The 19,194-nt window shown below is 50.5% G+C and carries 17 protein-coding genes and 1 pseudogene; 8 read left to right on the plus strand and 10 right to left on the minus strand.

The features are described from left to right. Positions 1-16: 16 nt before the first annotated feature. The 4 genes from DXD04_RS07135 to DXD04_RS07150 all read left to right on the plus strand — a co-directional run bounded on the left by DXD04_RS07135 (position 17) and on the right by DXD04_RS07150 (position 6,552). Entirely contained in the window at positions 17-2,005 is a 1,989-nt protein-coding gene (locus tag DXD04_RS07135; RefSeq protein WP_117672146.1) for a RagB/SusD family nutrient uptake outer membrane protein, read from the plus strand. Between the two features lie 119 nt (positions 2,006-2,124). Beyond that, entirely contained in the window at positions 2,125-3,588 is a 1,464-nt protein-coding gene (locus tag DXD04_RS07140) for a sulfatase family protein (protein ID WP_229035330.1), read from the plus strand. A gap of 2 nt (positions 3,589-3,590) precedes the next feature. Continuing rightward, entirely contained in the window at positions 3,591-4,994 is a 1,404-nt protein-coding gene (locus DXD04_RS07145; protein WP_117672267.1) for an alpha-L-fucosidase, read from the plus strand. 16 nt (positions 4,995-5,010) lie between these two features. Next, on the plus strand, positions 5,011-6,552 hold the full coding sequence (locus DXD04_RS07150; protein ID WP_117672148.1) for a sulfatase: 1,542 nt from the start codon (positions 5,011-5,013) through the stop codon (positions 6,550-6,552). A gap of 117 nt (positions 6,553-6,669) precedes the next feature. On the opposite strand, the gene DXD04_RS07155 is transcribed toward DXD04_RS07150, so the two are convergent. Together DXD04_RS07155 and DXD04_RS07160 are read right to left on the minus strand one after the other, a co-directional pair. Continuing rightward, the gene (locus DXD04_RS07155; protein WP_117672150.1) at positions 6,670-7,479 is read right to left on the minus strand and encodes a TrmH family RNA methyltransferase; all 810 of its coding nucleotides are present in this window, start codon (positions 7,477-7,479) and stop codon (positions 6,670-6,672) included. Positions 7,480-7,566: 87 nt separating this feature from the next. Next, positions 7,567-8,181, minus strand: coding sequence for a DUF4890 domain-containing protein (locus DXD04_RS07160; RefSeq protein ID WP_117672152.1), 615 nt, complete (start codon positions 8,179-8,181; stop codon positions 7,567-7,569). A gap of 154 nt (positions 8,182-8,335) precedes the next feature. On the opposite strand from DXD04_RS07160, the gene DXD04_RS07165 reads away from it, so the two are divergent. After that, positions 8,336-8,974 (plus strand): DUF1847 domain-containing protein, encoded by a 639-nt coding sequence (locus tag DXD04_RS07165; RefSeq protein ID WP_117672154.1) that lies wholly within the window; start codon positions 8,336-8,338, stop codon positions 8,972-8,974. Positions 8,975-9,056: 82 nt separating this feature from the next. On the opposite strand, the gene DXD04_RS07170 is transcribed toward DXD04_RS07165, so the two are convergent. Then, on the minus strand, positions 9,057-10,604 hold the full coding sequence (locus DXD04_RS07170; protein ID WP_117672156.1) for an ATP-binding protein: 1,548 nt from the start codon (positions 10,602-10,604) through the stop codon (positions 9,057-9,059). Between the two features lie 183 nt (positions 10,605-10,787). Here DXD04_RS07170 and DXD04_RS16875 point away from each other — a divergent pair, with 183 nt between their 5' ends. Continuing rightward, positions 10,788-11,255: a DUF4369 domain-containing protein gene (locus DXD04_RS16875; RefSeq protein ID WP_259299530.1), complete on the plus strand. Its 468-nt coding sequence runs from the start codon at positions 10,788-10,790 to the stop codon at positions 11,253-11,255. A 54-nt stretch (positions 11,256-11,309) separates the two neighbouring features. Continuing rightward, positions 11,310-12,251 (plus strand): TlpA family protein disulfide reductase, encoded by a 942-nt coding sequence (locus DXD04_RS16880; RefSeq protein WP_259299531.1) that lies wholly within the window; start codon positions 11,310-11,312, stop codon positions 12,249-12,251. 122 nt (positions 12,252-12,373) lie between these two features. On the opposite strand, the gene DXD04_RS07180 is transcribed toward DXD04_RS16880, so the two are convergent. The 6 genes and pseudogenes from DXD04_RS07180 to DXD04_RS07200 all read right to left on the minus strand — a co-directional run bounded on the left by DXD04_RS07180 (position 12,374) and on the right by DXD04_RS07200 (position 16,228). After that, positions 12,374-12,934, minus strand: coding sequence for a flavin reductase family protein (locus DXD04_RS07180; RefSeq protein WP_117672157.1), 561 nt, complete (start codon positions 12,932-12,934; stop codon positions 12,374-12,376). 39 nt (positions 12,935-12,973) lie between these two features. Next, positions 12,974-13,498 carry a YraN family protein gene (locus tag DXD04_RS07185; protein ID WP_117672159.1) on the minus strand — a complete coding sequence of 175 codons (525 nt, stop codon included), beginning with the start codon at positions 13,496-13,498 and terminating at the stop codon, positions 12,974-12,976. Positions 13,499-13,515: 17 nt separating this feature from the next. Continuing rightward, on the minus strand, positions 13,516-14,496 hold the full coding sequence (locus DXD04_RS17090) for a PGN_0703 family putative restriction endonuclease (RefSeq protein WP_369684229.1): 981 nt from the start codon (positions 14,494-14,496) through the stop codon (positions 13,516-13,518). Continuing rightward, positions 14,470-15,504 (minus strand): annotated as a pseudogene (locus DXD04_RS07190) (alcohol dehydrogenase); the annotation flags it as partial. The pseudogene DXD04_RS07190 and the gene DXD04_RS17090, both read right to left, overlap by 27 nt. A gap of 11 nt (positions 15,505-15,515) precedes the next feature. Then, complete coding sequence (locus DXD04_RS07195) at positions 15,516-15,818, minus strand: TIGR04076 family protein (protein WP_117672269.1); 303 nt, start codon at positions 15,816-15,818, stop codon at positions 15,516-15,518. A 14-nt stretch (positions 15,819-15,832) separates the two neighbouring features. Beyond that, entirely contained in the window at positions 15,833-16,228 is a 396-nt protein-coding gene (locus DXD04_RS07200; protein WP_117672160.1) for a DUF1810 domain-containing protein, read from the minus strand. 453 nt (positions 16,229-16,681) lie between these two features. On the opposite strand from DXD04_RS07200, the gene DXD04_RS07205 reads away from it, so the two are divergent. After that, the gene (locus DXD04_RS07205) at positions 16,682-18,568 is read left to right on the plus strand and encodes an AAA family ATPase (RefSeq protein WP_117672162.1); all 1,887 of its coding nucleotides are present in this window, start codon (positions 16,682-16,684) and stop codon (positions 18,566-18,568) included. Positions 18,569-18,662: 94 nt separating this feature from the next. Here DXD04_RS07205 and DXD04_RS07210 read toward each other — a convergent pair whose 3' ends face one another. Continuing rightward, complete coding sequence (locus DXD04_RS07210; RefSeq protein ID WP_117672164.1) at positions 18,663-19,175, minus strand: lipocalin family protein; 513 nt, start codon at positions 19,173-19,175, stop codon at positions 18,663-18,665. Positions 19,176-19,194 lie beyond the last annotated feature (19 nt).

A 19,194-nucleotide genomic window follows, 5' to 3' on the forward strand; every position in this document is an offset into this window, starting at 1 on the left:
AACATTTGAACGAACCATGAAAAAAAATATATTATTCGCCATTGGAATGACAGCCCTGGCCTGCTCCTGCAACGATTTTCTGGACAGAGAGCCAATGGATGCAGTACCTGTAGAAAAATATTTGCTCAGTGAAAATGACCTGGCAGCCTATACGGCCAACCTATATAACTCACTGCCTTCGCATAAACCCGGAGTGTACGACATCGGTGTCTTCGCAACCGATAACAACAGTGACAACCAGGCAGCTTCCAACCCGGAAAAACTGTTCGTAAAAGGTGAAAACCGTGTAGCACAATCAGGAGGTGCCTGGAACTTCAGCGAAATCCGTTCGGCCAACTACTTCATCAACCGCGTACGTCCGTTGCTTGAAGCCGGTGAGCTAGGTGGCAATGAAGCCAACAACAAACATTATCTGGGTGAAGCCTATTTCTTCCGTGCATTCTATTATGCCAACAAGCTGGACTCACTGGGCGACTTCCCCATTATCAAGACAACCATTGCCGACAATTATGAAGCAGTAAAACAAGCCAGCCAGCGCCGTCCGCGCAACGAAGTGGCCCGCTTCATCATTGAAGACCTTGACTCAGCTTACTACTTTATGTCGAACACTCCTCCGGCCAGTAACCGTCTGACCAAGGATTGTGCAGCCTTGCTGAAGAGCCGTGTAGCCCTGTTCGAAGGTACATGGGAAAAATACCATAAAGGTACGGCACGCGTTCCGGGCGGACCGGGATGGCCAGGTGCACAGAAAGACTATCTAAAAAACTTTACCATCGACATTGATGCGGAAATCAGCTATTTTCTGAACGAGGCCAAAAAAGCCGCCCAGATTGTAGCCGATAACTATCCACTTTACAATGACTATCCGGCTTTGTTCAACAGCAACTCATTGAGTTCCATGCCCGAAGTCTTACTGTGGAGAGCTTACGATGCCAACCTGACACCAGCTGTGAACCACTTCGTAGTGGGCTATCTGCAACGTAACGGAGGCGGAAACAGTGGCTACACCCGCAGCATGATTAATACCTACCTGATGCAAAACGGACTTCCTATCTATGCTGCTGGTACAGATTACAAAGGCGACCGCACTTATCAGGATGTAGCAGAAGGACGTGACCCGCGTCTGACTTACAATACCCTGATGCCGGGCGACATGCTGACTGAAAAGGCTGCCATGACCGAAGCCATCATTGACGGAGCCGGATATTACTATCGTGCCCCGATTACAGAAATGGCTGAAAACCGCAGCACAACCGGTTATTCCATTAAGAAAGGTTTGAATACCGAGCCTTCACAAGGTCCTACCTTGCCGTCTACTACCGCATGTGTCATCTTCCGCGCAGCTGAAGCTTATCTTAACTACATGGAAGCAGACTATGAACTGAACCACTCGCTTGATGCGAAAAGTAAAGGATACTGGGAAGCCATCCGCAGACGTGCCGGTATGGATACCGACTACGAAAAGACTAACCGCAATACAGATTTGACGAAAGAAATCGACCTGGCACGCTACTCAGGCAATAATCTGGTAGACGTTACGCTCTACAATATCCGTCGTGAACGCCGCGTGGAACTGGCTGCCGAAGGATTCCGCCTGCGTGACCTCCGCCGCTGGTGTGCACTCGACAAGATGCAGAACTATCAGGTAGAAGGATTCAACCTGTGGGCAGAGAACTACAAGCGCTATGCCACTCCGGATGCCGGCATCAACGGACAGAATTTCGACAAAGCACTGACTGTTATCGACTTGAAAGAAGCCGGTACAGAAGGAGCCAACGTTTCTGCCAAGAGCGATGGAGACTACCTGCTTCCGTACCGTGTCATTTCCAGCAACATTGCCTATAACGGTTACAACTGGAACCCGAACCGTTACCTCTTCCCCATTGCTTTCGATCATTTCCGTCTGACAACCGAAGTGGAAGGTTCAGGTGACTATACTTCCTCTCCTATCTATCAGAATCCGGGATGGAAGATTGAAACAAACAGTTTGCCCGAAGGCGAATAATAATATCCCAACCTTGTAAACCCCAAAGGAGAAGTTCTTATGAAGATCACTTTTTCCCCTGTAATCTTCTTAAAAACTTCTCCTTTTCCGATTTTTCTCCTACCTTTACCTCCATTGATATGAAACTGACACTACTCGTTTATACCTCTGCCTTAGGCGCCGTGCTTCCGTTCTCGGCATGTTCCCGCCCGGAATCCAAGCCCTCACGTCCTAATCTGGTCTTCATCATGGCCGACCAGTTCAGGGGCGATGCCATGGGATGCATAGAAAAGGAACCCGTACAGACTCCGAACCTCGACCGCCTGGCTTCCGAAGGAATCCTCTTCACCGATGCCGTGAGCAGCTATCCGGTATCATCGCCCGCACGGGCCATGCTGATGACGGGGATGTATCCGGCAACCAACGGTGTGACGGGCAACTGCAACTCGCAGAATACCCCCTACGGCGTGGAGCTTTCGAAAGAGGCTGTATGCTGGAGCGACGTGCTGAAGGAAGAAGGATATCGCACGGCCTACATCGGCAAGTGGCATCTCGATGCCCCGTACCGCCCCTACGTGGATACGTACAACAACAAGGGAGAAGTGGCCTGGAACGAATGGTGTCCGCCTGAACGTCGCCACGGGTTCGACAAATGGATTGCTTACGGCACGTACGACAATCACCTGAAACCGATGTACTGGGATACGAAATCCGGACGGGAGGAGTTCTACTACGTCAACCAGTGGGGACCAGCCTACGAGGCCGACCGCGCCATCGAGTTCATCCGTACGGAAGGCACAAAAACCGACCCTCCCTTTGCCATGGTGGTGTCTATGAATCCCCCACATACGGGCTACGAACTGGTGCCCGAAACCTACAAACGGCTGTACGACTCGCTCGATGTGGAAGCACTGGCCCGACAGTTGCCCTACATTCCGGAAAAGGGCACTCCTGAAGGCGACTACTTCCGCGAAAACATCCGCAACTACTACGCCTGCATCACCGGAGTGGACGAACATGTGGGACGCATCGTCCAGGCCCTGAAAGACTGCGGTGTGTACGACAATACCCTCATCGTCTTCACCTCCGACCACGGCGTCTGCATGGGCGGACACGGAGTAGAAGGCAAGAACGTGTTCTACGAAGAATCCATGCGCATCCCCATGATTTGCTGCTGGAAGGACAAGCTGCATCCGCAGAAGAGTGACCTGCCCATGGCGTTTGCCGACCTGTATCCCACCCTGCTCTCGCTCATGGGAATGGAAGCACAGATACCGGCATCCGTACAGACACACAACTGGGGGCCACTGTTGCTAAACGAGGAAATACAAACGCCTGAGGAGGCTTTCCAGCCTTATTACTTCTGCGTGCCTTCGGATTCTACTTCCGGCCGACGCGGCATCCGCACCGCACGCTACACGTATGTGACAGAGGTGGAAGAAGGCCAGCCCACGCACGTATGGCTGTATGACCGGCTTCACGACCCGAGCCAGCTGCACAACCTTGCGGAAAGCCAGCCGGCTCTTTGTGATTCACTGAAACGAACTCTTTCTTCATGGCTCGAACAGACCCATGACCCATTTGAAAAATACTTGAAACCATGAATATGAAAAAGACATTACTGACACTACTGACACTGTTCGCCCTCTGCGCGACCACTACCGCAGCCCGTAATACCGACTACGAAGGTCCCCGCCCGGCTCCTCACCAGCTTAAATGGCACGAAGCCGACCTGGGCGTGGTGTTCCACTACGACCTGCACGTATTCGACGGACTGGTGTACGGACAGGGTAACAACCGCATCAACCCGATTGAGGACTATAACATTTTCCATCCCGACCAGCTCAACACCGACCAGTGGATTCAGTCGGCCAAGGCTGCCGGAGCCAAGTTTGCCATCCTCACTGCCACCCACGAAACCGGCTTCGGACTGTGGCAGAGCGACGTGAATCCTTACTGCATGAAGGCCCTGAAATGGCGCGACGGAAAGGGTGACATCGTGCGCGACTTCGTGAACTCCTGCCGCAAGTACGGTGTGCAGCCGGGCATCTACATCGGCATCCGCTGGAACTCCCTGCTGGGTATCCACAACTTCAAGGCAGAAGGCGAAGGCGAGTTTGCCCGCAACCGCCAGGAGTGGTACAAGCGCCTGTGCGAAAAGATGGTGACGGAACTCTGCACCCGCTACGGCGAACTCTTCATGATTTGGTTTGACGGCGGTGCCGACGACCCGAAAGGAATGGGTCCCGATGTAGAACCCATCGTGAACAAGTACCAGCCCAACTGCCTGTTCTATCACAACGTGAACCGTGCCGACCTGCGCTGGGGCGGTTCAGAAAGCGGTACCGTAGGCTACCCCTGCTGGTCGAGCTTCCCCTACCCGTACAGTCACAGCAACGCCACTGACGGAGTGACCGACCACAACAAGCTGCTGGCACACGGCGATCCCAACGGCAAGTTCTGGGTGCCTGCCATGGCCGACACACCTCTGCGCGGATACAACGGACGCCACGAATGGTTCTGGGAACCGGGTGATGACAACAAGGCCGTCTATCCGTTAGCCAACCTGATGGAAATGTACGAAAAGTCAGTCGGCCGCAATGCCACGCTGATGGTGGGACTTACCCCGAATCCCGACGGATTGATTCCGGAAGGTGACGTGCGCCGCCTGCAGGAATGGGGTGCCGAAATCCACCGCCGTTTCGGCCAGCCGCTAGCAAAAACTTCAGCCACCGGCAAGAAGAAAGTATCGCTCTCGCTCGGCAAGGCACAGCCCGTCAACTATTACCAGATTCAGGAAGACATTACCGGCGGTGAACGCATCCGTGCCTATCGGATAGAAGCCCAGGTGAACGGCAAGTGGACTACCGTGGCCAAAGGTACTTCCGTGGGGCACAAGCGCATTGAATCCTTCCCTGCCGTAGAGGCTAAATCCTTCCGTCTGGTAGTAGAAGAATGCACGGCTGAGCCCCTCATCCGAAACTTTAGTGTTTATCACGTAAATCCTTAATCTAAAGAAAGATATTATGAACAAAAATCTTTTAGCACTTCTGGGGATAGCCCCTGTGCTCACCCCGTTGCATACCCTGGCTAACGACCGTCCCGACCCACGTCCGAACATCATTTTCTTCCTGGTGGACGACATGGGATGGCAGGACACTTCACTGCCTTTCTGGACAGAGAAAACCATGTACAACGAACGTTACGAAACCCCTAACATGGAGCGTCTGGCTCGTCAGGGAATGATGTTCACGCAGGCCTACGCCTCCAGCATCAGCTCGCCCACCCGCTGCAGTCTGATGACCGGAGCCAACGCCGCCCGCCACCGGGTGACCAACTGGACCTTGCAGAAGAACAAGACCACCGATGCCCAGAGCGAGGTGCTGCAACTTCCCGACTGGAACTACAACGGCATTGCGCAGGTGGAAGGCACGAACCACACCTTCGTGGCCAAGTCGTTCGTGCAATACCTGAAAGACAGCGGCTACCACACCATCCATTGCGGAAAGGCACACTGGGGAGCCATCGACACTCCGGGAGAGAACCCCTGTCACTTCGGCTTTGAAACGAATATTGCCGGCCATGCAGCAGGCGGACTGGCTACCTACCTGAGTGAACTGAACTACGGACACGACGAGAAAGGTAACCCCACCTCGCTCATGTCAATTCCGGGACTGGAGAAATACTGGAAAACAGGCACTTTTGTCACCGAAGCCCTGACACAGGAAGCCCTGAAAGCCCTCGACAAGGCCAAGGAATACAACCAGCCGTTCTACCTCTACATGGCTCACTATGCCATCCACATCCCTATCGACAAGGATATGCGTTTCTATGACAAGTACAAGAAGAAAGGCATGTCGGACAAGGAAGCGGCCTACGCCTCCCTCATCGAAGGCATGGACAAGAGTCTGGGCGACATCATGGACTGGCTGGAAAAGAACGGAGAAGCCGACAATACCATCATCCTGTTCTGTGGTGACAACGGAGGATATGCCACCGGTAAGGAATGGAGAGATGAACCGCTCTACACACAGAATGCACCGCTTACCTGCGGAAAAGGCTCGGCCTACGAAGGCGGTATCCGCGAACCGATGATTGTGAGCTGGCCGGGCGTAGCTCAACCCAATACCCGCTGCGACAAGTATGTCATCGTGGAAGACTATTTCCCCAGCATCCTCGAAATGGCCGGCATTACCGACTGGAAGGCACCGCAGACCGTGGACGGCGTAAGCTTCGTGCCCCTGCTCAAGCAGACCGGCGACCCGTCGGAAGGCAGAAGCCTTTACTGGAACTGTCCGAACCTGTGGGGCGAACAAGGCCCGGGCATCGGCGCAACCTGCACCGTACGTCAGGGAAAATGGAAGCTGATTTATTTTTACGAAACGGGCAAGAAGGAACTGTATGACATTCCGGCCGACATCAGCGAGAAGCACAACCTAGCCGAACGCTATCCGGACGTAGTAAAATCCCTCTCGGCCAACCTCGGCGAGTTCCTCCGCAGCTCCGGTGCACAGCGCCCATCGTTCAAAAAGACCGGAAAACCGTGCCCCTGGCCGGACGAAATCTGACCCTCGAAAAACGCCTTTGCGTTTCAATGATAACGCAAGGACGTTTTACTGAAAACTCCTTTACGTTTTATTTCAAGCGTAAAGGAGTTTTTTTTCGGAGTATAAACTCCGTATTTTTCAATGGTTCTCACCACATCGTAACTCCCAGCAAGCTACAGCCGAAGCAGCTGCCACATTGAGCGAATCTACCCCGTGTGCCATGGGAATACGTACCACATAGTCCGCTCCCTCGATGGCTGCTTCCGGCAGTCCGTCGCCTTCGGTACCCATCACCAGGGCCAGTCGCGGTTCCTCCTTCAGCGGCGGATAATCCAGCGGTACGGAACGGTCGGTCAGCGCCATGGCTGCCGTACGGAAGCCTAATTCCTTCAATCGCTCCAGCGGACGGTCTACCCACGTCCAGGGCACCAGAAACACCGACCCCATCGACACCCGCACTGCCCGACGGTTCAGCGGATCGCACGAATCCGTGGTCAACAGTACGGCATCGATACCCAGTGCAGCTGCCGAACGGAAGATAGCCCCGATGTTGGTGGTATCCACCACCCCATGAATAACCACTACCCTACGTGCTCCACGGCATACTTCTTCCACCGGACGCGGAGCCGGACGCCGCATGGCACACAGCACTCCTCGCGTCAGCGTATAACCGGTAAGCCGGGCCAGCAGTTCCCGGTCGCCCGTATAGACCGGCAGATGCGCCATGCGCTGCACAATGTCCTCCGCATCGCCCGTAAGGTGCTTCCGCTCACAGAGCAAGGACACAGGTTCATAGCCGGCCTCCAGCGCCACCCGAATCACTTTCGGGCTTTCGGCGATAAAGATGCCCCGCTGCGGGTCAATGCGGTTGCGCAACTGGGCTTCGGTCAGGGTGCTGAACACTTCCACTCCGGGATGCTCCAGCGAGGTGATTTCGATAACGGGCATAACGTAGACTTTTTTGAATGAACCGCAAAGTTACGACATCTGCCGCACATTCCAAGAATCACCCCGCGGGAAAATCAGGTATCCCATTCACTCGGCTGCCGTATCGAGCAACGGAGCTTCCTCTTCCTCCGGTCCACGAGGTCCCAGCCCCGGTCTCTCACCTTCCGGCATCGGAGGCAATACCTGCGGCTGCGGTTTCACGGTCTGCCAGGTGGCATACTGTTCTTCGGTGAGAATCTTACGGATTTTCTTCTCCCGCTTTTCCTGCTCCTTCTGCATCTTCTCGGCATGCTCCTTCATCCGTTCTTCCGGACTCATGCCTTCCGGAAATCCTCCCATTCCGGGGAATCCTCCACCCTGCGGTGGCATTCCACCTCCCATCGGAGGGCGTCCTCCCCCCATCGGGGGCCTTCCAGCCATGGGAGGCAGTCCGTTCATTCCTCCCGGGTGACGCTGCATCATGGCTTCCACTTTTTCCTTTTCTTCCTTCAGGAACAACTTGTAAATCTTCTTGTACTGCTTCTCCGTCAGGTTCAGTGCCTTATCCATCTCGTCGGTCCGTCGCTGAGCCGCCTTCTCCGGATTGGGCACTTCCTTCTTCTGCACTTTCTCCTGCGGGTCATCGTAGCGGACGTTCGCACTTGCACTCAAAGGTGCACACATCAAGGCCATTCCGCAGGCCATCCACACAATTTTCTTCATCTTACTTACAATTTAAATGAAAACTAATCGGAAACAAATGTAGAAGTCACCTGCAATTTTAAAAAATAGAATCCACCAAATGCGGTTTTCTGTCTACCAATTGGAAAGAAATCTCGTATCTTTGCCCTCTGTTTAACCAATCACACACGCTTTTATGGAAAAAGAAACAATACCAACCTGTGTGGACTGCGGCACACAGAACTGCAAATACAAGGACCGCACCTATCCTGATTTCTGTCCCACGGAAAATCTGAAGGAGGAAGACCGCCAGTGGGCACTGGAGCGTTACGACGAGGGACGCAACCGCGAGATTATGATTGCCAGTGCGGAAGTAGAATACGAAGGCTACTGCCAGTGGACCCGCGTGCAGGAAATCATGGAATTTGCCCGGAAAATCGGTGCGCACCGCATCGGCATTGCCAACTGCATCGGCCTCATCCGTGAAGCCCGTATCTTTGCCCGTATCCTCCGTGCCAACGGCTTCGAGGCTTACTCGGTCATCTGCAAGGTAGCCGGTCAGCCCAAAACGTCGATGGGTATCCCCGCACAATGTGAAAGCATCGGTGCCGCCATGTGCAACCCGATTCTGCAAGCCCGTCTGCTGAACGAAGCACATACCGACCTGAACGTGGTCATCGGTCTCTGCGTGGGGCACGACAGCCTGTTCTACAAATACTCGGATGCCTACGTCACCACCCTCGTGACCAAGGACCGTGTGACGGGTAATAACCCGACAGTAGTACTGTATACGGCGGATTCTTATTACCGGAAGAAGTTTTTTGGAGGGAAATAAAAGACTCTGACTAATGGTATATAAAAAAGGGAAGCAGCACATCGATACGCCGCTTCCCCTTTTTTATAATATTCTATTTCAATCACGCAACAATCCACCGCTCAATGCTTCGTGTCTCGTCACTGAAGTTTACTCCCACCTTTATCACCTTCCGGCTATCGGAAGCAAAGGCAGAGGCATAGCCCTTCTCCTCTATCTGCTGCATGGCTTCTTCAGCGGTACCGTTCAACTTAAACTCCATCACGTAGATGTAATTGGATGTCTTGAGCACTAAATCTACCCGACCACGCGATGTGCGGTATTCCACCTCGGTGTGGAAGCCCATCAGCTTGAACACGATGTAAAGAATGTTCTGGTAATGTACCTCACGATCACGGGCCAGTTCATAAGGAGTATCATCGAAGAAAGTCTGCAAACGACTCAGGAAACCATCCACATCACCCTTGCGAACCTCACCCACAAAGCACTGGATTTCATAAGGAGACTTGCTGATGCTTACAGACGCATAGTGAGGAAGCAAGAAACGGAGAAACCCCTGCTCCACCTCACGGTTCGGGAAACCGAGGGTATAGTTCTCAAACTCCGCGTTATAGTCCTTGATGGTCAGATAACCGCTTTGATAGATGACCGGTACCGGATCGGTAGAAGCCGCATCGATGGAATCCAGCACCGGACCGCTGGTTACGATGTGTTCAATCTCTTCCACCGGATAATGATGAAGTTTCATCAGTTCTACCAGGTAAGTCGGGGTACCCGTCTCAAACCAATAGCTGCCTATCTGTTTCTTAGCAAAGGTATTCAGCAGGCTGAAAGGATTGTACATGCCTACCGACTTATAGCAGAAATGATAACCGTCGTAGTTTTCCTTCAGCAGTTCACAAGCTTTGGCATAATCTACGCCTAATGTATCGGCAAGCGAATGAATATCCTCGTCAAAATACTGATGAAGTTCAGCATCACTGATACCGCAGAGTTCAGCATAGCGGTTGTCCATGGAGATGTCCATCAGGTTATTCAAATCACTGAACACACTCACCTTGCTGAACTTCGTCACGCCCGTCAGCATAGCAAAATGAATGGAGCCGTCGCACGACTTGAGCGCGCCATAGAATGCTTTGAGCGTATTACGGAATTTTGTCTGCAATTTCGGATTTGTAATGGCCTGAAGCATGGGCTTGTCGTACTCATCTATCAGAATCACCACCTTTTGTCCCATTTTCTTCGCAGCCCGACGAATAACTCCTTCGAAACGGGTCGCCACGGAATACTCATCCGGGTTATGGCCATACTCTGCTTCCCACTGCTTCAGCGTCAGCTCCAGCTTGTTTTCCAGACTTGCTTCCGTATCATACTTTTCCGTATTCAAATCCATGTGAAGCACCGGATGCACCGTCCAGTCCTTTTCCAGACTTTCCATGGCAAGCCCTTTGAACAGCTCACGCTTTCCCAGAAAATAAGCCTCCAATGTAGAAATCATCAGACTCTTACCGAACCGTCGGGGACGGCTCAGGAAATAATACTTCCCTGTCTGTACCAGATTATATAAAAGCAAAGTCTTGTCTACATAAATATATCCCCTGCTGCGGAGATCTTCGAAATTCTGTATGCCTACCGGATAAAGTCTGTTCATGGCCGTATCGTTTTAATCCTTTCGTACACACAAAGGTAAGATTTATCTGCCGCAATTCCTAATCTGGCAGGCTGAAATCAAGGCGGCAATAGATTCCGGATGAGATTTATAGTCCCAAACAAAAAATTCCTTACCTTTGGACTAAACAACATAATATGCCATAAAACTTAAACTCTATAGTATATGAAAGCCAAACACATCGCATTCCTTTCACTCAGTGTGCTTGCAGGAACATTTGCCTCATGCACCGACTCACACGAAATAAAGATTACAGGCTCGGTAAAAAATTTAGACGGAGGCACAATTATCTATCAGAAATCCATCGACGGAATGTTTAATTCGCAATCTCAGGATACATTGAAGCTGAATACGGACAGCACGTTCAGTCTCACACTCCCCAGCAACGGATACGAACAGATACGCCTATTCCTGTGGGGAAAGCGTTATTTAGGTTCCTTCATTGCCGACGGCGGAAACTATCGCCTGCAAATTGATGCCGCAGCCACGCATCCCATCTCTATTCTGGAAGGCAAGAATGAAAAGAATATGGAAGTGTCAAGGCTAATGGACGAACTGGGGCAAGACGTGTTTGATATACTTTCAAGAAAAGGCGACAAGTGGAGTGTTACCCAGGACACCCTAGCTACTTAAGTCAGCAGAAAGTTGCAGGATGCGGTATTAGCCTTAGATGAAAAGATGAAAGGCGTGGATGAGGATTTATATGAAAAAGCCTGCCAGAATACACGCATACAGACAATGTGGGCCTTCCAAAACCAGCTTTTCGGCATTGCCTACCGCTATTCCGAAGCCACCAAGCAAAGCTGGCTCAAGGAATGGGAAAAGATGATGGAATTCTGTCGGGTAAATCACCCGGCCAGCACTTTCTCGCCCGCTTTCCATGAAGTAGTCTATAACAATGCCGGTATTACCTACTACACTAAAGAAGAACCGGTAGACGAAGACTTGAAAAAAAATCCCAATAAGTTGATTTTCCATTACATCGAAAAGAACCTTACGGGTCAGGCGCAGGAATCGGCCATGGCACTACTTTTCCTGAGGGACGCAAACGAGGAAAAATACGACCCAGAAATACTTCCGCTGGAAGAACGATTCAAGCAACTGTATCCACATAGCAAATGGCAGCCGCTGATAAATGAGGCCATTGCCAAGAACAAGGCGTTCAATCAAGCTAAAATGCCCGACTACATCCACTTCCCTAATATAGACAACGCCAAGACATTCAAAGACATTACCGACTTATATAAAGGAAAGGTTATTTTCATGGATATATGGGCAACTTGGTGCGGTCCCTGTCGTGCTTCTTTCGCCTATGTAAAACCTTTACAGGAGTATGCCAAAGCGAACGACATCGTACTGCTGTATCTCTCCATCGACCGCCTGGAAGAAGATGCCAAATGGCGCAAGATGGCATCACATTATGACCTGATGGGCGAGCATGTACGCGTGCAGGAAGCGTTTAAGGATGAAATATACACAACCTTCGGCAACGCACAAAAAGCACTTTCCATTCCTCGTTGCGTGATTATCGGGAAGGATGGAGAAATCAAATTCAAATCGGCAACTTCTCCAGAAGATATGGAAAAACTAAAATCTCAATTGAAAGAGGCAGCGCAGACAGGAGCATAACCCCTATTGCTACTGAAACTCCTAATGCATAGAAAAAGAGGCTGTCTCAAAATGTACTGCACCCCAAAAGTTAGACACAAAACTTTTGGGGTGCAGTACATTTTGAGACAGCCTCCTATATTTTACTTCAATGCTTTCCCATCGGAGAAGGCATTACCCACCTTCTCTCCTATCACCAGATAGTGATGATGAATCGGGTCATACGTAATCGGTTTCAGACGGGCAGGGTCAATCTGTCCGTTTTCATCCAAAATCTCTTCTGCTGCCGACACGTTGACAATACGGCCTACCAGATGATTGCTCTCCTGATCGTATGAAACCAGCTCACATTCCAGTGTCATGAGTAGTTCCTCAATGACCGGCGCATTCACAAACTCCGATTTTACGGCATGGAAACCGGCTTTGGCAAATTTATCCGGCTCTTTCTTTCCCGAGACAAGCCCTACATAATCGCAGGCTGCCACATGGTCGGCTGTAGCCATGCTCACGGTAAAGGCTTTCGTGCCCAGAATATTCTGGGTCGTCTTGTGTCCTTCGGCCAGGCAGATACCCACCATGTCATCCGTATAGATTCCTCCCCACGCCGCATTCATGGCGTTGGGGTTTCCATTCTCGTCGTACGCTGCCACAATAAATACGGGCATCGGGTACAACCATGTTTTTACTCCAAAATTCTTTCGCATAGTCTGTATATTTTAAAACAACATTTATTCAGATTCTCATTATTCCCATAATTTCTGCCAGCAATTTTCTGAATCATGATCCAAACTGCAAACGTAGGCAGAATGTAATGGCGTTTCTGACTCTCCTTCCCCTTTCAACCACTTCAGTTTCAAGTTTACAGTACAATTATCCGATAATTCTTTTGTCCTTTTCCAATCGTTGAGGTACCATTCATTACTAGTAAGAATCAAGTCAGCTACTTCCTGTCGCGAAAGGATAAAGTAATAAAATTCCATATCAAGCCCTTCGCCGATAACCTGAACGAATACCCATGGTCCTTTAATCTTTTCCAACAAGGTATCCACCTTCTGAATCGTACATCCTACATTAAAATTAGGATTCTGCCCCAGTTGAGTCTTGACCTGAACAAGGGATATTTCATCTGTTTCGGGATTTATGCACACCAAATCTATGGATTCAAAATTCGTAATAGAAGCATTAGCATTCAACACATTCCATCCCTGTTGCATCAATTTCACTGAAACCATCTGTTCTCCAATGGCTCCTATTAAAGATTTCTTCATAATTCCTTTTCAGATTCTCAGTACAAATACCTGTCCCGCAAATATTCTTTCCACTTTCTGTCTTTCTCGCAAGAGAAAAACACATAATGTCCCATTGCTTCAAACAGTCGCTCATAAGTAAGAGGAAGAAAGGTGCTCTGGCCTTTCTCTGTCAACAAACGCTCGTATTCAGGAAGCACCTTCTCATAGTGTTTGTTCCCGGAAGGATACAAATGCACCGACAAGAAATGTTGGATGTCTGAATGCTGTAGCATCGACATGCCAAGCATGTGATTACGCCACAACTGACGGTAATCATCTTCTATCAGAATCTTTGGAAAAGCCTCTTCGTCAGTAGCAGCCAAAACCGTATGATAGCATCCGCTCTGAAGAGTAACACGAAGGTATTCTTCGCTTAATTTTTCTCGAGTATGTTTGTATTCAGACGAGCCAAACTGCAACTTATAAGCCATTTCCGTGTATTTTACTTCTATACCGATTCCACAGAAAGCATCCGAATTATCCTTGTACGCAATATAACAGTCAAACGAGGTACCGTCATTCAAATAGCGCCATCCATCTGTAGTGTCTGCAGAAGAAGGAGCATATTCAACCCGGATACAGGTCACCTCCTTCACTTCCAGCCCTGTCAGTTCCCTCAAGAGTTCACCACACGCTTCTTTCGCACGAGAAGTAAGTCCCATCGGGAAAAACAAGTTCCACGGAATATGTTCACTACGGAGTAAGTTAGCCCATAACGGCTGTCTGTACGCCCCTATGGCAGACAAGATTTCTTTCCGGAAACCTTCGTAGAAATTCAATCCTTTCCGGGCATCCTTTTCCTGAAGCACATTGCCATAATAGTTCTTCGTACCATCCTGCCTGTTCAATGAATTGGCCTCACATCCCACCTGCAAACAATTCCGACGGAAATCAGATTGTTTGGTCCGAGCAATACGCTGCCAGTCCGTGTCTCCTGCATAAAGCTCGACTTTTTCAGTTATCGCCACCTTAATCACCCCATCCAGACGATTCTCGAAAATGCGGTAAGCTTCTTCTATCTCATTAAGCGGGAAGCGGTGTGTAATGAGTGGCGTAGTGTCAATCTTTCCTTCTGCTATCAGCCGGAGAATTTCGGCACAATCGCAACCGTCTACCCCGCCTGTCTTGAAGGTAAGGTTCTTGCCGTACATGTCGGGCAAGGGAAGCACCTGCGGACGATCGTACAAAGCCACGACGGTCACAATGGCATTCGGACGAGCGCACTCCCAAGCCAGCTGGAAGGTATCATCGGCTCCGGCCACTTCAATGACTACATCGGCTCCTCCATGCGCGCTGTGAGCTTTCACAAACTCCTGACACTGTTCCGGCGTAGTGACCAGTACCTCGGGATAATGGGTCTGCACGAAACGGATACGCTCTTCTGATTTCTCACATACAATGAGACGACGCGGATGTTTCAGCCGGGCACAGAGCAACGTACAGATTCCTGTAGGTCCGGCTCCAATCAGCAGCACCGTATCTTCGGGCGTAATTTCCGAGATACGGGCAGCCCAAAAGCCAGTGGCCAGGATGTCGCCCACGAAAAGTGCCTGCTCGTCCGTCACTCCGTCGGGAATACGGTTCAGTCCTTGGTCAGCATGCGGTACCCGCACGTATTCCGCTTGTCCCCCATCGATACGGCAACCCAGTGCCCATCCTCCGTCGGGGTCCTCACAATTGTTTACATATCCGTGCTGACAGAAAAAACATTCCCCACAGAAGGTCTCCACGTTGACCGTCACCCGGTCACCCGGCTTCACGGTAGTGACCTCCGCTCCTACTTGTTCCACGATGCCCACCATCTCATGCCCCACCGTAATACCCGGTACAGCACGCGGCACACTGCCGTGCTTGATGTGTAAATCGCTGGTGCAGATACTTCCCAACGTGACGCGCACCAGGGCGTCTTTCGGGTCTTTCAGTTCGGGCACAGGCTTCTCTATCAGTGAGAAACGGCCGTGCTCCATATACGTATAAGCTAACATATTCTTCTGTATTAATCGATTACTTCTATCAGGAAACTCACCGGACGGAAACCGTCGTTGCACGAAATCATAGCCGAACGTTCGTTCTTCATCCAGCCGTCATAAAAATTGCTTCCCCCATGAGCCAGTGCCATCACGAAAGGCGACATGCTCTGCCATGCACTCTCACAAAGTCCCTCAGGCTTCTCCCAGGCATTAGCAATGAACACCTGCCCTTCTTCCATGTCACACGCATGTTCGATGGGATTCTCATACTTCTCCATTAAATCCCGGTAACACGCCTTTCGCATTACGGTTATTCGGATTTTCTTCATGCCTTTTCCTCCTTTCACTCATAAAAATACGCCTTCAGCACTTCTCCGAACACCTCTCCCGGTGCAATCTTATCAAACAGCTTCATCGAAGTATGCAGTTTCAATACATCCACCTCCGACCCCATCAGTTCCCGCACCGTACGATGGCCACGATGACCTAACAAGGCATGGGAGATTTCCCGCAGGCGGACACCCAATACAGGATGTGCCAGATAAGCCCGGGCCTCTTCTTCCCCGTCCAGTCCATAAAACTCCGAGTTGTAACTATAGCCCAGCCCCTTCTGCTGAGGGAAGATATACCAAATCCAATGGCTGCGCTTACCTCCATTTCTGATTTCCTTCAATGCCACAGGATACACGCCTTCCTGCGCATCCAGAAACCGTTGCAGATTAAACTTCGTGTGCGACATATTCCTTCATTTTTTATCTTTACTCAAATGTAAGGATAATCCCTTAATGAGCCAACGGTCGCGAGGAGAATTATTTTTGCCACAAGAACGATTTTCCTCCCTAATTCTTCGTTAATTAAAGAGTTATGCTTATATTTGTTCCGAAAATGCGCACAAGGCGGTTTTCATCGCACATTGATTTAGATACAACAAATGATCGTTAAAGATGTCACACACAAAGTTTTCGTTACGTTCCGCTGAGGTCCTGACCGGATTTTTCTCAGCATAGGAATCGAATGAATTATTGCTTCCGACAAGGAGGCCGGGATTGTTGTGCTCTTTGACGTACTAGCCGCGCACCTCTCTTTCGATGGGGAAACGAGAGGGAATTTACGCTGCTACGGACCTTCAGTGTCCGTAAGCTTCTATCTTTATCTATTTCTATTTTCTCATTTTAAAATTCGTTTGTTGTATATGAAAAATGTTATGTTACGTGCTACACGCACCTTTATTGAAGATCTCTGTGCTCCCGAATATGCTCACAACCACCTCGCCGTGGAAATCTCTCATCCCGATGGTTTTACCGATGCCCAGGAACTTTCTATCCGGGTGTATTCCTGCGAATACCGCCTGTTGGGCTGTGATACCCGTTCACTGAAAGGGAAAAAGTCCCGAAAAGTACGGTTCGACATCCTCTCTGAAGAAGAATGGGAAGCCGGACTCTACCGTATCTATGTCTACCGCAACGGACGCCCGGTGGGATGGACACTCTTAGAACTCTATTCCGGCTACGAATGCTGGGACAAGACCGAGGTGGAGGATTTCCAGACCCGCCCTGAAGAAAAATACTTTGCCGAGACCTTCTGTTTCCTGCCCTTGTTCTCCTGGATGCACCAGGAACAATGTGACTCGAACCTCATCCGGCAGTTCCTCGAAACATTGTATGCGCTCGACAGCCATCAGCTTGCCGTACCTCACCTGCTTGTTTCAGGCAATCAGGCTCGCAAATATGCCGCCCGCCTGCTGGCCCTTCATTTTTGTGAAAAGCAAACCGCTCTTTGCAACCATTTCTCCCTACAAGAATTGCTGGAGGGTTCCCTGCAATGGAAAGTCCTACAAGAGAAGATGGACACCCGAAAAGTGGTGCTGGTGGAAGTGCCCTACAAGGAGTACACCCGACAGGAATCCAACCTGCTCGACCTGTTAGGAAACCTGATGGAACAGAAAGTTTCTTCTGGCCCTATCTTCATCTTCTACGGCACAATGGACAGTACCTATCAGTTGCGCAGATGCAGCACAGCAATGAGCCGCATCTTTACGGAAGAGAACACCATCTATACACCCGACAAGGCGGAAACCGATGACCCAAGCGAAGCCTTTCCGGTAGATGATCTTCCTTTACCGTTTGATGAAGAACAGCCGCTTCCGCATACCGAAGAAGATAGTCCCCTGCCCGAAGACAACATGCCATCGGATGCCGAACAAGCCCTGCAGGAGATGGTAGGACTGACCCGCCTGAAGGAAGACTTGCAGGAGGCCCGGATGATGGCCGCCTTCATGAAGCGGCGTATGGAATTAGGTCTCGACACGGAACTGGACAACCGCCACCACATGCTGTTCTTAGGCAATCCCGGTACAGGAAAGACGACGGTGGCCAAACTCATCGGACAGCTGTATCACCAGATGGGGCTGCTTTCCAGCGGACATACCATAGAAACATGCCGCACAAAACTGGTGGGCGAATACATTGGTGAAACAGAAAAACACATCAGGCAAGCCATTGAGGAAGCCCGGGGAGGCGTACTCTTCATCGACGAAGCCTACACCCTGATTACCACGAAACAAGAAACGAAAGATTTCGGGAAAGAGGTGATTCACGCCCTGCTCACTGTGCTCTCAGAACCCAATCCCGACATGATTATCATCCTGGCTGGCTACGAGGACAAGATGCAGCAGATGCTCCGTACCAACCCCGGCTTGCAGGAACGTTTCCCTCTCCAGTTCTACTTTGACGATTACAATGCGGACGAGCTGATGGAAATGGCACACCGTCTCTTGCAGAAACGCAATTTCCAACTGACTTCCGAAGCGGACAAGGAACTGTATACCCTGATTGTGGAAGCCACCGCCCAGCGCGATGAGTATTTCGGCAACGGACGCTGGCTGCACAACCTGATTGAGCAGGGTATCATCAAATGCATGGCCCAGCGTATCATGTCGCAACCTTCTATTCCCGACAATACCTTCCTGTTCCGTACTATCACCCAGGAAGATGTCGTAAAGGCAGGTAATCGTCTCCGCGGCAAGCAGGTAGTGAAACTGGAACCGCAGCCCATCCGTCGCATTGGATTCAGGGCCTGAAAAACAAACCTGACTTCTTTATCGAAATAAATAAGAGTCCCCCTGCTTTCGCTGCAATGTGAAGCAGAGGGACTCTTTTATTTCCCATATCCTCTCATTTATTAAACACTAACTTGTCCGTGTCATACCCGCGCTGGCGCAACTTACCTATCAATTCCTGAAGTACTTCGTCGGGCAGGGTTTCTTCGCGGCTCATAATCCAGAGATACTTATCGCTGCTACTGCCTATCAGCACGTAGCGATAGTCCGGGTCAATATCGAGCACGTAATAATCGGCATAGAACCACAGGAAGAACGAAACTTTCAACTTGCCGGGGTCGTTCGGATCGGGCTGTTTGGCCTTTCCCTTGATTTCCTTATACTTTCCATCTTTGTATCCCGCATTCAGCACCTCAATGCGTCCGTTGGAAAGCAAGGTATATGTGGCCGTTACACGGGTCATGCCCTTTTCAAAGCGGTGGTCATAACGGGCTATTTCGTGCCACTTCCCCATAAAACGCGGTACGTCGAACGTCTGTACCGTCCGGTTGTCTATCTCAGTGCTGTTACCACTCTGGCAACTGCCCAGGCCCAGCAGGGCACACAAAAGAATCAGGATGTGTTTCATATATCTTCTATATTTAAAT

This window comes from Phocaeicola plebeius (assembly GCF_003437535.1).
Taxonomy (GTDB): Bacteria; Bacteroidota; Bacteroidia; order Bacteroidales; family Bacteroidaceae; genus Phocaeicola; species Phocaeicola plebeius_A.

What these genes read in the sequence shown, in the direction of transcription:
- DXD04_RS07155 (WP_117672150.1), bottom strand. Translation starts at nt 7,479, where the DNA reads ATGCCCGTTATCGAAATCACCTCGCTGGAGCATCCCGGAGTGGAAGTG.
- DXD04_RS16875 (WP_259299530.1), top strand. Translation starts at nt 10,788, where the DNA reads ATGAAAGCCAAACACATCGCATTCCTTTCACTCAGTGTGCTTGCAGGA.
- DXD04_RS07180 (WP_117672157.1), bottom strand. Translation starts at nt 12,934, where the DNA reads ATGCGAAAGAATTTTGGAGTAAAAACATGGTTGTACCCGATGCCCGTA.
- DXD04_RS07160 (WP_117672152.1), bottom strand. Translation starts at nt 8,181, where the DNA reads ATGAAGAAAATTGTGTGGATGGCCTGCGGAATGGCCTTGATGTGTGCA.
- DXD04_RS07145 (WP_117672267.1), top strand. Translation starts at nt 3,591, where the DNA reads ATGAAAAAGACATTACTGACACTACTGACACTGTTCGCCCTCTGCGCG.
- DXD04_RS07170 (WP_117672156.1), bottom strand. Translation starts at nt 10,604, where the DNA reads ATGAACAGACTTTATCCGGTAGGCATACAGAATTTCGAAGATCTCCGC.
- DXD04_RS07140 (WP_229035330.1), top strand. Translation starts at nt 2,125, where the DNA reads ATGAAACTGACACTACTCGTTTATACCTCTGCCTTAGGCGCCGTGCTT.
- DXD04_RS07135 (WP_117672146.1), top strand. Translation starts at nt 17, where the DNA reads ATGAAAAAAAATATATTATTCGCCATTGGAATGACAGCCCTGGCCTGC.
- DXD04_RS07200 (WP_117672160.1), bottom strand. Translation starts at nt 16,228, where the DNA reads ATGTCGCACACGAAGTTTAATCTGCAACGGTTTCTGGATGCGCAGGAA.
- DXD04_RS07205 (WP_117672162.1), top strand. Translation starts at nt 16,682, where the DNA reads ATGAAAAATGTTATGTTACGTGCTACACGCACCTTTATTGAAGATCTC.
- DXD04_RS07150 (WP_117672148.1), top strand. Translation starts at nt 5,011, where the DNA reads ATGAACAAAAATCTTTTAGCACTTCTGGGGATAGCCCCTGTGCTCACC.
- DXD04_RS07195 (WP_117672269.1), bottom strand. Translation starts at nt 15,818, where the DNA reads ATGAAGAAAATCCGAATAACCGTAATGCGAAAGGCGTGTTACCGGGAT.
- DXD04_RS07210 (WP_117672164.1), bottom strand. Translation starts at nt 19,175, where the DNA reads ATGAAACACATCCTGATTCTTTTGTGTGCCCTGCTGGGCCTGGGCAGT.
- DXD04_RS07165 (WP_117672154.1), top strand. Translation starts at nt 8,336, where the DNA reads ATGGAAAAAGAAACAATACCAACCTGTGTGGACTGCGGCACACAGAAC.
- DXD04_RS07185 (WP_117672159.1), bottom strand. Translation starts at nt 13,498, where the DNA reads ATGAAGAAATCTTTAATAGGAGCCATTGGAGAACAGATGGTTTCAGTG.